Raw genomic sequence first — 16971 nt, 5'->3', positions numbered from 1 at the left:
TAAAAAATAAACGCCCTGCAGGTTTGCGGGGCGTTTCTCATTTTAAGAAAAGTGATGAGGTATGGTTGAAACAATTATGAGCTAAAAAAACGCATAGCCCGCGGTCCCACCGCGGGCCTGCTTCCAAGTATGAATCTAATACAGGACAAAACCAATAATCCTGTAATACATTACTGCTAAAAGTCTTTTAAACCTTTGTGTGAAGATCCGATCGCCGGACATCTTTCAATCATTCAAGCATTGATGAATGATCATCGAATTGCAATCGATTGTATTTATAATTGGCCTGATTACTTTAGTTTCGTTGAACAAATATGCCACGCAGCAGGAAGGGCCAATTTGCATATCTTTTCCTGTTTGTGTACAATCTTACCACACAATAAATTAAATATTTGATTATCAAATATTTATACAAAAATTCACACCTTCATTCTGCCTATAAAAAAGGCAGCACCCAGATCTAAAAACCATGCTTTTTTTAACCTCCAACGGGGACATTTTAGTTAGGGCGCAAACTAGCAACATTAACTTAATTACCTATATTTCAATAACATACATAAAATAAAAACTCTAATAAAAACATTCATCGGATCTTAAATCCGATGACAAAATGTTTTCCAGCCAAATTATTTCCTCCCCCTTAAAAAACCGAATTGTCCCCCTTAAAATGTCAATTAAACATGTTTTATTGCTCGTCCGCTCACATAAAATTTTATATTTGCTTTACCTGAAATTATGAGAGCCGGACTTATTACTGTGGCATTGCTTGCGCTTTGCCGTTTATCGATTGCACAAACCGCCCCATTTGTCATTCACTACGGGACAGAGGAGGGCTTGCCGCAAAAAAATGTCATGAACATTATGCAAGACAAGAAAGGTTTCATGTGGTTTACCACCTGGGATGGCCTTGCTAAATTTGACGGCGCCGATTTCTACTCCTACAAAGTAAAGAAAGACGATAACCCCGGTATGCGCAGCGATCGGTTTGACGGCATGTGGCTTGATAAATACGGCTACATCTGGGCAAACTCATACGAGGGTGAGATGTACCGCTTTAACCCACGTACAGAAAATTTTCAAAGCATCAAATCAATCCCGGCCTTAAAAAGTTTTGTTGCACATGGCATTAAAATGATGCCGTCAGGTAAAAAGTGGCTGCTGAATAAAGACTTTGGGGCGATATGCTTTAAAGATACCGCATTTACGCCTGTGGTACTTACCAAAAGTAACAAAGGCCTGCCCCAAAACCGGGTAAACGCAGTAGCCGAAGATCAGCATAACAATAGCTGGCTACTCACCAGCAACGGTATAGTTACTTTATCTGCCAATCTTGCCCCCAGCCATCGTTATTTTACCAGCAGCAATAGTAATGTGCATAAATCATTCTATTGTGCTTTACCAGTGGGCAATCAATTATGGATAGGTGCAGATTCTGGTTGTATTTATATCTATGATGATCTGTTAAAAAAATTCGAGATCCGTAAAACTGGTACAACCGCGCATATTAAGGATATCAAAAACATTGATGCCGATAATTTGCTCATCACCTCGGCTCATAATGATTTCTTTGTGTTTAACCGCAAAACTAACCAGTTTGCGGCTTACCAGTTGTCTGCCTTGCGGCCAACAACTTTTACCAAAATCAACTCCTGCTATATAGATCGTTCTAAAAACATCTGGCTGGAAACAGATGAAACCGGGGTATCTAAATTCTCATTCGCAACACGCAAGTTCAAGCATTTCGATTTCAAACTACCCGATATTGAGGCCGGTCCGGCCGGTCCGCGCTTTTTTATCTGGGAAGACCGGAAAAACCGGGTGTGGATGCAACCTGTAGGCGGTGGCTTAGGGGTGTATGACCCGATAACTGATGATCTTAAACATTTTGACATCCCCTATTATGATCATAAACTGTCAATGATACTGCATGCCGGCTATTCAGACCGGCAGGGCGATTTATGGGTGAGCACACGGGCCGGAGGCTTACATAAAATACTTTTTAACGATAGCGAATTTAAATCCCATTCGGTTGATCCGGATACCAACTCGGTGCCTAATAACGATGTAAGATCCATTCTTGAAGATCACCTGCATCGGGTATGGATAGCTACCAAAGCAGGAAAGATATTCATTTACTCATCTGCCGGAAAAAACCTGGGCGAGTTAAATCATCCGGGAAATATTAGCACCAGCCAGCCTATAACCGGTTTTACCTATGCGTTTACAGAGGATGTCGCAAACCAGGTATGGATAGGTACTAAAGGTAAAGGGCTTTATCGCCTCACCCCTGCCGGTGGCAATTTTAACACTTACAAAGTCACTCATTTTGGGCACGATGCTGCCAATACTTACAGTTTGAGTGATGACCGGGTATACAGCATCTTCGTCGACCCGAGTCAGCACATTTGGGTAACCACTTATGGCGGCGGCCTTAATTTGATGGATAACCATATTGATGGCCGGTTTTACAATCCATATAACGTGCTCAAAGGCTTCCCCATGAACGTAGGCAAGCGTACACGCATTGTTTCTGGTGATAATTATGGCAACATTTATATAGGCACCCCGCTTGGCTTGCTGGTAACCCACCCTAACTATGAGCATCCCGAGCAAATGCAATTCAGGCATTTTGAACGTTCACCGGCAAAGGGCAGCATCGGGGCTAATGATATTTATGATGTACATACCTCCAAAAGCGGCGACACCTACATTGCCAGTTTTGGCGGCGGTTTAAATAAAGTACAGAAACGAGATAAACAAGGTTTGCCCTTAAGCTTTGTTACTTATAACACCAATAACGGCCTAAGTTCTGACCTGCTGCAGCAGATACAGGAAGACAACAGCGGTAAGTTATGGCTGGTGACAGAGAATTCAGTATCACGTTTTGATCCGAAGGAAAAATCGTTTGAGACTTACTATGACCTTTCGCGCCTTATACGCGGCGAGGTTTTTTCTGAAGGTGGCGATACCCAAACAGATAAAGGGGTAATGCTATTAGGCTATTCGCGAGGCTTAATTACCATTGATCCGGACAAGCTATCGCCAGAGACTTTCAATCCTTATATGGCACTTACCAATTTGCGTATTGCCAATAAAGATGTAACTGTTGGCGACACTTCGGCGCTTCCGCAACAAATAGATGAGCTATCAAACTTTAAACTAGACCACCGGCAAAACTTTGTAAGCTTTGAATTTGCCGCACTAGACTTTAAGAATACCGATCGTATTAATTATGCCTACCGTTTGGATGGGGTTGATAACGATTGGGTTTACACCAAACAACGCGAGGCCAGCTATAGCAACCTGGCGCCGGGCAAATATGTTTTCCGCGTGCGGTCTACCAACGGCCACGGCAAATGGATTAACAATGAGCATCGTATCAGCATGGTAATTGTGCCGGCTTTTTGGCAAACTGGCTGGGCATGGGCGTTTTATATTTTAGCCAGCGGTTTGCTCATCTTTTTGGGATTAAGATGGATTTACTATTACTATCGCCTGAAAGACCGCCTGCTGCTGGAACAGGAACAGGCCGAAATGAAAAACAATTTCTTCACCGATGTTTCTCATGAAATCAGGACGCCGCTCACCATGATCGTGTCTCCGTTGGAACGCTTGCTGGATGAAGAGTCTTTTACACCTAAAGCAACAGAACACCTGCAACTCATCCACAAAAATGCTACCCGCATGCTTAGATTGGTAAACCAGGTATTGGATTTGCGTAAGATGGAAAGCCAACTCCTCATTATTCGCGAAGTAAAACTGTTTGATGCAGTGGCCGATATTATTAACTCTTTTAAACCGATAGCCGCGTTATCTGGTGTGGATCTGCAGGTAGAAGAGAGAACGCCAGGCCTGAGCATTTGGGTTGATCAGGATGGATTTGAAAAAATGATCTATAATCTGGTTTCAAACGCGCTAAAACATACCTCACGCGGAGACAAGGTTAAAGCCGAAATTTTTATGGAGGACGATCATCCGGTTGTACGTATTTGTGACAGCGGCCGGGGTATGAATAAGGAGCTGGTGCAAAAACTATTCAGTCGTTTCCTGTCGCATAACCCTAATAAGAGTCAACCAAGTACAGGCATCGGCCTATCTATTGTAAAAGAGATTGCCGACCGCCATCATGCGCGCATAGTAGTAGAGAGTACAGAACTGGTAGGGAGCACATTTACGTTATTCTTTGAACCTGGCAATACACATTTTAGCGATGATAAAAACGTTGTGATTCTTAAAAACGACCAATCTTCATCAGGCAATAATACTTTAGAAGAGTTTTCGCAGGAGGAAACAGAAACACAACAATTGGCTGCAAGTAATACCATATTGGTGATTGAAGACGATGAAGATCTGCGCAATTACCTGGTAGATACGCTGCAATCGCTCTATAACGTACTATCGGCCCCTAATGCAGAAACCGGCTTTGAGATAGCAGTTAACCAAACACCAGATTTTATTTTGAGTGATATGATGATGCCGGGCATGGGCGGGTTAGGCTTACTTAAAAAGCTGCGTACTACGGCAACAACCAGCCATATCCCACTGGTTTTCCTCACCGCACGAACTGATGAGGCCACTGAGCTAACGGCTTATGATTATGGTGCCGAGGCATTTATGACCAAACCTTTCAGCGCCAAAGTTTTGCGCTCTCGCATTAAAACCATTTTAGATCAGCGGCAGCGCTTATACCGATCGTTCTCAGAACGTACAACAGAAGTTGCCGAGCCGGTTGAACCTAACACTATCAGTATCCCCGCTCCACCGGTAGAAAAAGCGCCGAAACTCACCAAGCTGGATGAGCAGTTTCTAAAAAAGATACGTATCGAGATTGACAATCATATTGCCGAGGCTGACTATACGGTAGAAGACCTGATTGCCACCATGCCTATGAGCCGCACAGTGCTGGTCAAAAAGTTAAAAAGCTTAACCGGCCAGAGCCCCGTAGAGTTTATGCGCTATGTAAAAATTCACCATGCGGCAAAATTGATGGAGACTGAGAATTATGCTATTAAAGAAATATCGCACATGGTGGGCATAACCGATACCAAATACTTTGCCCAAAGATTTAAAGAAGTAATGGGTGAAATGCCAAGCGAATATAAGGCGAGGTTTAAATGATTTTACTAAGTGGTCAGTTGTGAGTAGTGAATTACAAGCAACGCATCATTTAAATCAAAAAGCACGCCCGAAGTAATACTTCGAGCGTGCTTTTTAATGGTTACGCATAACTCACCATTGATTACTCACTATTCACAACTCACTTCACTCATCTCACAAAATTACTCTGCCCGGTAAAGCTGCCAATCCATCAATGATGGCTCGGCAAAATCATTTTTAATTTGCAGACGGAATTTGCTGGCCGTTACCGGCGCCATCTTTACTGTTTGAGAAGCACCGTTGGTATTAACTTCGGTTGCTTTTACCCATTGCCCGTTCTTGAAATATTCCAGCTGAACTTGCTGACTACGATGATCCCAGGGGTGCCAGGGTTCATCAATAGAAAAAGAACCGATAGCTACGGGCGCACCCAAATCAACCGCTACTGTTGCTTCGTGCTTGCCGGCAGCGGCCGTCCATCGGGTTGTAGGGTCCAGATCGCTGATGTTGGTTGGTTTATCTTCAGCTGATTTTTGTGATGATACCGTAACCAGCTTACCTAGCATCGGCAGTGGTAAAACTTGCGGCTCGCCTTTAAAATCAACCTCAACTACGGTGCTTACCGTGTCGGGACAATTAACCGGTAGCTTGATGGCCGAATAACCTTTGCGAGACAGCACCTGAAGCTTTAGGCCATTGCCCGCCAATAAATGCGCACCGGTAATTTGGTTTGTCATTGGCACATGCAGCATGCCATCTGCCGGATAATCAAAAACATGCAAATACAGCTTCTGCCCCTTGCGGGTTGCCCTACCCCATGATAGATATGGAAACGGACTAGCCGTGGTACCATAAATAGACTCGGCATTTGCTTTTACCCATTTGCCAACTTCGGCCAAACGCTGCAGACTGGGCTCTGGCATTTCGCCCTGGGCTGTTGGGCCTACGTTGAGCAGAAAGTTTCCGCCTTTGCTTACTATATCAATCAGGTTTCTGATCAAAAAAGATGATGATTTCCAGTTATGGTCATCAGCCTTAAAACCCCAGGTATCATTCATGGTCATACAAGTTTCCCATGTGCGGCCCGGGAAGCCTGTTGCGGGTACAAATTGCTCGGGGGTTTCTGTATCACCCTTTACACCTCCGCCCAAGCGGTTATTGGTGATGAGCTTTGGGTATGGCTTCAGCAATTCAGTAAAATGAACCGCTCGCTCTGGAGTCATCCTTACCGGGGTATCCCACCAAAGCACGTCAATATTACCATAGCGCGATAGCAGCTCTTTAACCTGCGGAACAGCGATCTTGTTCAGATAAGCATCATAATCGCCGTTTTGGGCAACATCCCAGTGGCCATCTTTGGCGGCTGTATCTGGTTTTGGCGCTTTATCCCAGGTGCCTATGCTACCGGCAGCCCCTCCGGGGTGATGCCAGTCTTGCGATTGCGAGTAATAAAAGCCGATTTTCATTCCATGACGATGACAGGCGGCCACTAGCTGCGCCAGCAAATCTTTACCATAAGGCGTGGCATCAACCACGTCCCAGTCGGTCACCTTAGAATCAAACAGGGCAAAACCATCGTGATGTTTGGCGGTGATGATGATGTACTTCATCCCGGCGTCTTTTGCCGCCTTTACCCAGGCATCGGCATTATACTTTACCGGGTTAAACTGTTTGGCATAGGCTTGATAAGTAGCTACCGGAATTTTGGCGTAATTCATAATCCACTCGCCAAATTTGGGTACTTCCTGGCCCTGGTAGCGTCCGGCCAACTCGGCATAAACGCCCCAATGGATAAACATGCCAAACTTGGCTTCTTTCCACCAGGTCATCTTATCGGCCGGTGTGTTTTGCTGCGCACCAGCCTGCCCACCGGCCAATAACAGCAGCAACGTTGCCGCATAACAGCTTTTTTTGATAAAGTTCATCTTCTTCATAAATATAAACCCTGCAATAACGAAGGTTATTGCAGGGTTTGGTTTAATGCTATTAAGGTAGCAAAAAATTACTGAACAAGTACGTTCACCTGGCGGGTAAAGGTGCTTTTTGCAGCATCAGTAACTGTGTATTGGAAAGATGCCAGTCCGGCTTTTCCCGCAGTGAAAGTTACAACGCCATCTTTGCTTACCGCAGCCTGACCGTTTACTACTTTATCTGTTTGATACACCGGTTTTTTGGTATAACCGCGTGTCAACGTTTTCAGATCGATGGTTACCGATTTTCCAGCCTGTGCTTCCAGGTGAGTGTCGGCTAACCAGCCCAGGTACTCGTCTAACTCGGTGAAACCGTCTTTCTTGCTATCTGCGTTAGCGTCAGAGAAATCACCTTTAGGTGAGTTAACATTTGTGCCGTGCAATTTCTCCCACCAGTCAGGCAAACCGTCGTGGTCGGTATCAAAGTTTGCATCGCGGTGCACTTCCGGATAGTTTTCCCAGCCACCTACATCATTTTGATTGTCGGGCAAACCAGGTTTACCACTTTTGCTGCCTCTGATGCTGTAGGTACCTTTCAGGGTTTCGTTTACGATACGAATATCATGATCGTCAAACTGTGGCTGGTTACAACCAACGTCAGACAACACATCTTTATAAGCATCCTCAGCGCTCTGTGTAGTTACGTATGATTCGAAGAACGGCTTATCAAGGAAAGTCTGATAATCTACTTTTTTACCAGTTTCTGTACGGCCGGCTTCCTGATTGCTCAGGTCAAAGTGACCTGGCATTACGTTACCTGCAAAATAATAACGCTGCATGCCACCGCCATAGCCCTCATGCTGGGCATTAAGCGCCCAGAAAAAAGTAGTTGCCGCACCTGGTTTATAGTAGTTACCTACAAAGTTTACCTCGCGGGCACCGCCGTCGGTAGCGCGATGATCCCAGTTGTAAACTACGTTGTTACGGATATCCATTTTGCCCAGATAGTTGCCATCACCATCGGCACCACCAGCTAAACTCCAGTTACGACCTGCATCATGAGCCAGCAAATTGTGGTGAAAGCTACCAACCTCGCCGCCAATGCTACCTGCAAAACCGTGTGCTTTGCCAGCTTCGTAATGATCGTGACCGGCTACGTTCAATGCCTCGGCAATCATAGTGCGTTGCAGAGTGATGTTGTGTGCGCCACGTGAGCTGAAACCTTCGTCAATAGACCAGCTGATTGAGCAGTGGTCTACGATGCTGTTATCTGCGCCGGTAAGGCCCATACCATCATAAGTAACACCAGCACCAATGCGTACACGCAAGAAACGCACCATATCGTCATTATTAACCACGCCCAGCGGAGCGCCTGCTATACAGATGCCTTTACCCGGAGCTGTTTGACCAGCGATGGTAATGTAGCGTTGTTGCAGGGTAAGACGTGATTTTAACCGGATCAAGCCAGAAACATTGAAAACGATAGTCCGCGGACCGATATCTTTAGTCACCGCTTCGCGGAAACTACCAGGACCATCATCGTTCAGGTTGGTTACCTCAACTACTTTGCCGCCGCGACCACCACGGGCAAAACGGCCGTAGCCTTCGGCACCAACAAACGCCAGCTGACGCGGACGGAAGAACCATACCTCGCCTTTGCTTACTTTACCATCGGCTGTCAGTTCGTCAACACGCCAGTAGTAAGAGTTCATGCTATAAACATCATTCAGTTTAAATGAAGATGTTTTTTGATTGCCTTTAAACTCATGTGATGCGTGTGTAGCCACCGCAACGGTAGCTGAGTCTGAACCAATATACACATCATGTGATACGGCTTGTGCGCCATCAGCCCAATCTAAAGTAAGCGAGTGGCTGTCTGCATCGGCGTGCTCCTCGCCATTGGCCGGTGAAGGTGCTTTTGCGCGGGCTTTCAGGTCTGATGTATTCAGCTCAAAACCGTTAATAATAATGTTGTGGCCAACGGCATCTAATGTATTCTGGAATAATACCACTACATCTTTACCTTTTTGAGCATTGATTTTCAAAAATGCGGTTTCGCAAGCCGCATTTTCATGCACGCGAACAGTTGGTACCAGTTTGGCTACCTGCTGCTGGCCGTCTACAGAAATACTGATAGCGTCGCCCGCAGCAACTTTACCGTTTAGGCTGTTGTGGTAAGTTAGTAACGTGTGCTGACCAGCAGGCAAGCCGCTGATGCGCATCTCAATTGCTGCGGCAGTGTTACCACCGTCAAGCATCAGGCCATCGCCTGCCAAACGAGCATAGTAAGGAGCCTGGATTGCGGTTTTGTAATAACCCGAAGCAATGTGGCCATCGCCAGCCTTTTTAGTGAAGGTAATGGTTACTCCCTTCAATGTCATGGCATCGGCATCGCCAGCTTTAACGGCCCAGGCGGTGTAGCCTTGTTCGTTCACCTCGGCAGTGCGACGTTCGGCCGTGTTTAGGTCAACTTTTAGTACAGGAGTTTGTGCATACAAGAGCGCGGGGCACAAAATGCCCAGGGCAATGCTGCATAGATTGGTGTAATGTTTCATATTCATCAATTGGTTGTGCAAAAATAGGATCGATTAGAAGCCATGGGGTATCATTTTCGTTACTATGGTTTGGCCCTTTAACACTCCGGGCCGGCGAGTGAATTAGTTTTCACAAGCCGGCCCGGAGATTAGGGGTATTTGCCGTTAAGACATTTTATTGCATTTATTGGTTACCTATAGCTGTACCTTCATTAATATGTTAATGTAAAGCGGATGCAACCTGTCTATACCAACAGCCTGGGCATAAATCATACCGTATTTACCATCAGTGGTTTTGAAATAATTGGAACCGCCCGGTATCAACTCAGGATTTGTAAGGTTTACAGCAACCTTTGAAGCACCATCGGCAATTTGTTGCCCAGTTTTGATGGCCGTAAACACCGTATTTACCTGGTTGGCACTAAACAACGTTCCTTTTGCGGTCCAACCCGTAAAGCTAAAATCTGGGAATGGTACCGGTGAAGGTGAAACGCCTGGTGTATACAAGTAATAATGCGGGGTAGCCACCAAGGTTTGGTTAGGAGCCGTGCCTGTTAAACCCAATATTACTTTCATATAAACACCACAGTCAATTTTAGCAGAATTTGCCGCGCCTTGCGCAAAACTGTAAGTTGCTGCATTGCTTATAGAATAGAAACTCTCTAAGCTTGTACTCACATTTGGATAACTTACCACCGATGACAAAAGATTAGTTTTATTGGTATCTATCTTAAATGTCGCATTTGGCACATAAAGGTACCTTTCTGTAGTGTAGTTAAAGTCGTTTACTACATTCAACGTAATTTCCTTATAGCCATCGCCAATGTAAGTACCTGTTTTATCGGTAGCGTACAAACGATAACTGATAGGACCTGTTCTGCTAATGGCCGGTAACACCTGGATGCCTGATTTTACACGACGCTCTGTTGGGCCAACTGCAATTTTGGTACCGGTATTTACGCCTGTTTCAATTAAAACCAGACCGTACATGTCAGCATCTGCAGATGTAACGGTATAATCGATCTGCAACTGATCGCCTACGTGAACTGTCTGTTCTCCTTCTTTAACGTCTTTTGGATCAGTAGTATGAAACTCTATCTGAAGGCCGCCGAACATGTTGAAGATGTTTGGCCCTTCTTTTTTACAGGAGCCAAAAATCATTGCGGCACCTATGATGAGTGATAATGATATATTTTTTTTCATTTGTTTTAGTCTTTTAGAGGGTCAAAAGTACCGTTATCCCAACCAAGAGTCTGGTCTAACGTTGGTGACGACAATAAGAAAGTACTTGGTAAAGCATAGAAATAACACTGGTTAGCAGGGATACTTACAGGGTTTTTAGGATCACCGGCAACAAGATTGTGTGTAAAGAAATAGCGGTAGCTGCTTCTTTTGTTTACCTGCAGTGTATCGCGGTTACGAACGCTGGTAGAACCGGTTATATAAGCTTCCAATTGCGTTTTCTTAGCTGCTGTATTGGTTGCAGAAAGTTGCTCGCCTGTAGTAGTAAGGAAACTACCGGTTAATAAATGCAATCTTCTGGTTCTTCTTAAATCCCAGCCACGTTTTCCTTCAAATGCAAACTCTACCATACGCTCATTATAAATCAACTCGCGCATTTGGTCTTTGCTGGCGGCAAAGTCCAGTCCGTAGTCATGAGTACCTTGTGATATACCGCGGAAAGATCTCAGCTGTCTTACCATATCTTTGGCTTTACTAAGGTTACCGGTTTCATTTAAACACTCGGCATAGTTCAAAATCACTTCGGCAAAACGCATCTCAATCCAATCTAAACCGTTACCACCTACGTCATTGGTACCAGCTGGTACAGAAGATGCCGCCAGGTTAGGGTCTGAAAAACGTTTACAGTAGTATAATTTGGTTGCAGCGCCCTCAATCTCACCCGGATAGCTCCATTGTATCCTACCGGTAATACCGCTCAGTTTCCAAGGGCAACCATTATAAGCAATAGTTTGAGCGAATCGTGGATCGCGGCCAACGAAATACATATCGGCATCATAGCCAGAACCTGCCTGGGTAATAGGAGTACCATCAGCCATTGTATATGCATCCATCAGCTTTTGCGATGCTACATAAAAATCAGAAGGGCTACCACCAGTAAGCGTACCCGCTGGACGGGTTCTTTGCTCTACACCCTGATAACGTTTTGGCAATGTATTTGAATACTCTTTAACAATAATGGCTTCTGTGTTAGCAGTACCTTCTGTTAGAAACAGTGTAGAATAGTTCATCAACGCACGGCCCTGAGCTAAACAAAGATTGTAAGCAGCTTCGTTTGCTTTTAATGCAAAATCCCAACGGGTTGCGTCAAACGGGTGCGTAGCATCATCTGTTGGGTTAAATTGCGGACTGGCCCAAGTTAACGCTGCTCTGCCTTTATAACATACGGCCGCAAGTTGGGTTAGCCTTCCATAGTCGGTAGCGGCGTTCCATACTACTCCGTTAAGATTGGTAGCAGCAGAGTCTAGATCTGCAAAAATAGCGTTGAAACATGTTTTTGCACTTTTACGGCCCGATAAATCTATGTCTGTTGGTGTTTGTGGTTTTAATATCAATGGTACACCGCCATACATTCTAACCAGGTCAAAATAATCCATCGCGCGGAGCATATAGAATTGGCCCAGGTATTGCTTTTTAGTAGTTGCATCAAACGGACTATTAGGTACGTTATAGATACCCAGGTTACAACGCGCGATTTCGAAATATTTGTTATCGCCTTTTGTTGTGTTCTGATATTTTGTACCGATGATCTTGATGTCGTTTGAGGTAAGATACCCCCCTACGCCTAACACTTTTTTCACCGTTGCATCAAGCGCAGAACCGGTGTTTTCATCACTTGCGTATTCAACCGTGTAAGCAGCTGCCTCCCACGGATAATCTGGCATAATATTGAAATAGGTACCGTTAATAAAAAGGTTTACTGCACCCGGGTCAGACCACATTGCCTGGTCATCAATCGATGCGTGGTCAGGCGTAATAAAGTTCTTCCTGCAGCCTGTCATGGTTAACGCAAGCGCGCAAAGTGCAACAAGGCTTTTTACGGCAGTTTTTTGAGTATTCTTAATTACTTTCATTTTAAAAAAAGTTTTTATAATCCAAAGTTTAAACCAACAGAAACGGTTCTGATAGTTGGGTAATCATATATATATGAGCTATATGGATCTTTGTAGCCCAGCGGATTAACCAGGGTCCACAGGTTATATCCTGAAAGCACTATTCTCAGACTTGAGAAACCAGTGCGCTGTAAAAGTGTAGCTGGTAATCCGTAAGATAAAGACATGTTGTTAATACGGATCATTGTAGCATCACGCGCCCAGAAAGTAGAGGTTTTTCCTGCCCCTGGGTCATCAATCCTTGGGAACAGGCCATCAGGATTTGTAGGGCTCCAACGATTATCCCAGAATTTAGGCACGTTTTGGTATTGAGTTGGTTTGGCAAGCGCTTTTGAATCATAGAATACTTTACCACCAATATTTGCAACCATATTGGTTCTGAGCTGGAAACCTTTATAATCAAAGCCAAAATTAAGGCCCAGGTTTATGATTGGATCTGTTCCTTTTGAGAACATCGGAATCATATCGCTATCATCAATCTTGCCGTCGCCGTTCTCGTCTTTATAGTACAAGAAACCGGCCTCCGGAGTAGCACCATAAATGGTGTAGTTAGGGTATTGTTTTAATAGTCTGTCTACATCGGCTTGTGTTTTCAGCATGCCTTGAGAGATAAGACCGATATTGCCGCTGTTCCAAACTTTTTGATTTGTACCCAGGGCATACTGCCAGTCGCCATTGGTGTTTGACCATAATTTGGCAGCAGCCAGATATACCTGACTAATATAAGTGGAACTGAAACCAAAGTTTACGCTGGTGTTAAAACGCAGGTCTTTAGTAATTCTGTCATTATAACCAATACTAAACTCTGTACCGTAGGTATGGTGCTCCTCGTGGTTAATAGTAGGCGCCACAAAACCAGCATACATTGGGAAAGATTGATCTATGTTTTTATCAAACTCATCATAGATGTAATCATGAAAATAGTCAAACCCAAAAGTTAATCTGTTGTTAAAGAATGACGACTCTAAACCAACGTCAACAGTGCGTTTCTTTTGCCAGGTAATGTCAGGGTTAGGTATCTGAGAAGGGTTAAGCGTACCTTGTGATGCATTTCCTGAACCGAAAAGATAGCCGGTGTTCACTAAATCCACGTTGTATTTAGCCTGCCACAAACGAGCCAGTGTACGGTCGTCACCTGTTAAACCTACGTTTGATTTCAGTTTCAGGTAGCTAACAAAGCTTAAAACTTTTGAATTTTTAAAGAATGGCTCTTCAGAGATATTCCACGCTACACCCACGTTAGGGAAAAAGCCCCAGGCATGACCGGTAGCAAAGTTAGACGAAGCATCAAAACGGCCCACAGCGTCAATCAGATATTTCTTCTGATAATCATAGCTTACACGACCGAAGAATGATTGTTTAATAGCCTCAGCCTTGGTTCTGCCCTGATTAGTAAACTGTGTTTGATCAAACGCCCAGTAATCTGTTTGGTTGGCAACCAATTGATTTTGCCACATAACGCTCTGGCCATCGCTATTGCTGGCAGATTGCTCGCCACCTACTAATGCGCTTACACTGTGCTTGCCAAATGATCTGGCATAGTTAAGTGTAATGTTAGCCTGATAGCTTGTACCTTTACTGTAAGAGTTAGCCAATCTTGCATCTGTTTGTGCAATACCGGCCTTATAGCTGGTAATAGTATCGGTATAAAACAACGCGTTACTACCAGTCATTTTAAATACAGCCGAATTATATGGGGCTGTATATTTCTCAGAACCGCCCCAGTTACCGGTTTGGCCAATTTGGAAACGCAGAGCTAAACCCGGTACTGCTTTAGGGGTGTAGGTAAGGGCAGTATTAAGTGTATAGCTATAAGCCTGGTTCAGGTTGTAAAAACCAGAATTTATTTGTGCCAGGGGGTTTTTTATGGTTGTTGTACCATTAGTACCGCCTAAGTAATATACCGGGTTGCCGTTAATTTGGATAGGTACCCATTGCGGTACGGTAATCAGCGCTGTCATGAAGTTCTGATCGCCGGGAGTAACATCAATGTCTGAGTATTTCTTGTTGTAGCTTACGTTAAAGTTAACGTCTGCTTTCAACGCGTCAGAGAAAGTCATGGTCAAACCACTACGGAAACTAAATTTCCTGTTATAGTAAGTGCCTATATAGTTACCACCATCATTTTGAACACCGCCGCCAATAAAGAAAGTCATCTTATCGCTACCGCCGCTCAACGTTACACTGTGTTTTTGTTGGATAGACGCTCTCCAAACTTCATCAAACCAGCTTTTAACAGGGTGATCTTTCAGGTACTGCAAATCACTATTAGTAAAGTACTTGTTACCGTTAGCAAAACCCTGCTGATCTAAACTTTGGTTATAAGCTAAACCTAGTTGATAACCATCCATCATTTCAGGTTTTCTGGTAGCATCGTTTACACCATAGTATCCAGAGTAGCTTAACTTGGGTTTACCAATTTTACCTTTTTTAGTAGTAACCAATACCACACCTTTAGAGCCGCTGGCACCATAAATAGCAGCCGAAGCATCTTTCAAAATGGTAATATCTTCAACCATCGTAGGATCAAGCATTTCAAACTGATCTGATGTTGAAGTAATACCGTCAATTACATACAATGGCTCTGCAGTAGCACCGGAGCCGGCGTTAGGCGATATACTTGCACCACGAATATTTAGCGTAATGGTGGCACCCGGAGCGCCTGATTGTACACTTACTCCTACACCTGCAATACGGTTACGTAACGCAGCAGCAATATCTGGTGCAGGCACATCGGCAATTTCTTCTGCTTTAATAGTTGACACGGCGCCAATCACCTCTGATTTTCTTTTAGCGCCATAACCCACTACAACCACCTCGTCAAGGTCAGACTTATCGTCTTCCATAGAAACCGAGATATTCATTTTGCCCTGAATAGGCACTTCTTGTTTCTTAAAACCTATGAAGGAGAAAACAAGCACGTCTTTGGTTGGATCGGCAGAGATGCTGTAAGTACCATCAGGGTTAGCTGCAGTTACTGTAGACTTGCCCTTAACGGTTATAGTTACACCCGGCATTGCCAATCCGGTACTTTTTTCGAGCACTTTACCAGTGATCTTCTTTACCTGCGCGTGAGCGATTGACACACAGGCGAGAATCAGCAGGCAAAGCCCCGAGATTTTGAGTAAAAATTTAATTCTCATTTTTTGTGTTTAGATGGTTATTGTTTAAGGTTACTTAAATAGCTATGCGGGATTAATGAAATCGATTGTAATAAAACACCGAATCAGCCTGATTTTTGCCAATGTTTTGCTACGTTGTTACCGGCAGTAAAAACTGATCAATAAATTTCAGACTTACCCTAAGCGGCCGGCGTGCGGCCCTAGAAACAACACCAAACGTTAGGATACCTTCGTCAAAGGAGCTACCGCTGGTGCAATGCTTAATGTAGTTGGGGGGAATTGCCGGACACACAGGCCAAGCCAGCCGGCGCTGCCGAAGTTGTAATTCAGGTTCATCGTTTTAATTAAGTTTTGGTTAGTAATTGTAAGAGATCAAACTCATTTCAAAATTATGCCGACACGAGGGGTGGTGTTATATTTTGTTTGCAGTTTGATGTAGGATTTTATCATGATACAAGTAACACACTACTTACACAACAAATCAAACACCTATATATCAACACATTAATTGATTTACAAAAGCTCCAGCAATTTCATAAATCGTACAAAAAGACTAGTATCATCTGTTATTAAGCAGGCGTACTTGAACAAAGAAGGCACAACAAGTTTACCGTAAGTCAGAACCGCTGGAATCCTTTCCTCGGGCCATTATTCAAAAAACCAAAGCGGAACCAACAACATAAGATTAGTAAAGCAATGCTGCCACAAGTCATAGGTAGGGCATTTTGTTCTATTTAGGGGGATGAAATGATTGCCAAAAGACCTCAAAAAGTATAAAAACCGCCAAAAATCCAGCTTTTAATTGATAATTTTTAGACCATATATTTTTAATTAAAAATCTAAAAATCAATTATTTATAATAAAAAAGTTGGCATAAAAAAACCATTTTGTCTCCCTTCGCTTTCGCCTAACATATCTCTTAATCATATAGATTTTCATCAAAGAAGCATCAGACTAGTCAACAAATCATAAATATCTAATAATGAACAATTTATAACAAGTTATGATAATTTTGTACAAAGAATGGATAATTATAGCAAGTTAGCAATAGAGCCTGTGGGAGATATTTGTAGTGTTGTCTTGCATATCCTTACAGCAGGTTAACCGGAACCAATAATAATCAAATAGTCAAAAGAAGTATTGCCAATCGATGTCTGCCGGACATTGATTAATA

General features: G+C 43.8%; 6 protein-coding genes. 1 reads left to right on the top strand and 5 read right to left on the bottom strand.

What is annotated here, in order from left to right:
- Positions 1-735: 735 nt before the first annotated feature.
- On the top strand, positions 736-5118 hold the full coding sequence (locus tag ABZR88_RS06120) for an ATP-binding protein (RefSeq protein ID WP_107828299.1): 4383 nt from the start codon (positions 736-738) through the stop codon (positions 5116-5118).
- Between the two features lie 161 nt (positions 5119-5279).
- Here the strand turns inward: ABZR88_RS06120 and ABZR88_RS06115 are convergent, their stop codons facing one another.
- The 5 genes from ABZR88_RS06115 to ABZR88_RS06095 all read right to left on the bottom strand — a co-directional run bounded on the left by ABZR88_RS06115 (position 5280) and on the right by ABZR88_RS06095 (position 15818).
- On the bottom strand, positions 5280-7022 hold the full coding sequence (locus ABZR88_RS06115; protein ID WP_170113585.1) for an alpha-L-fucosidase: 1743 nt from the start codon (positions 7020-7022) through the stop codon (positions 5280-5282).
- A 77-nt stretch (positions 7023-7099) separates the two neighbouring features.
- Positions 7100-9562: an Ig-like domain-containing protein gene (locus ABZR88_RS06110; RefSeq protein ID WP_146166517.1), complete on the bottom strand. Its 2463-nt coding sequence runs from the start codon at positions 9560-9562 to the stop codon at positions 7100-7102.
- A gap of 174 nt (positions 9563-9736) precedes the next feature.
- Positions 9737-10744: a hypothetical protein gene (locus ABZR88_RS06105; RefSeq protein ID WP_107828302.1), complete on the bottom strand. Its 1008-nt coding sequence runs from the start codon at positions 10742-10744 to the stop codon at positions 9737-9739.
- 5 nt (positions 10745-10749) lie between these two features.
- Entirely contained in the window at positions 10750-12636 is a 1887-nt protein-coding gene (locus ABZR88_RS06100) for a RagB/SusD family nutrient uptake outer membrane protein (RefSeq protein ID WP_107828303.1), read from the bottom strand.
- 14 nt (positions 12637-12650) lie between these two features.
- Complete coding sequence (locus ABZR88_RS06095; RefSeq protein WP_107828304.1) at positions 12651-15818, bottom strand: TonB-dependent receptor; 3168 nt, start codon at positions 15816-15818, stop codon at positions 12651-12653.
- Positions 15819-16971 lie beyond the last annotated feature (1153 nt).

It is taken from the genome of Mucilaginibacter yixingensis (assembly GCF_041080815.1).
GTDB classification, from domain to species: domain Bacteria; phylum Bacteroidota; class Bacteroidia; order Sphingobacteriales; family Sphingobacteriaceae; genus Mucilaginibacter; species Mucilaginibacter yixingensis.
The sequence above is the reverse complement of the archived record's forward strand: the minus strand, read 5'-3'. Positions and strand labels throughout refer to the sequence as shown.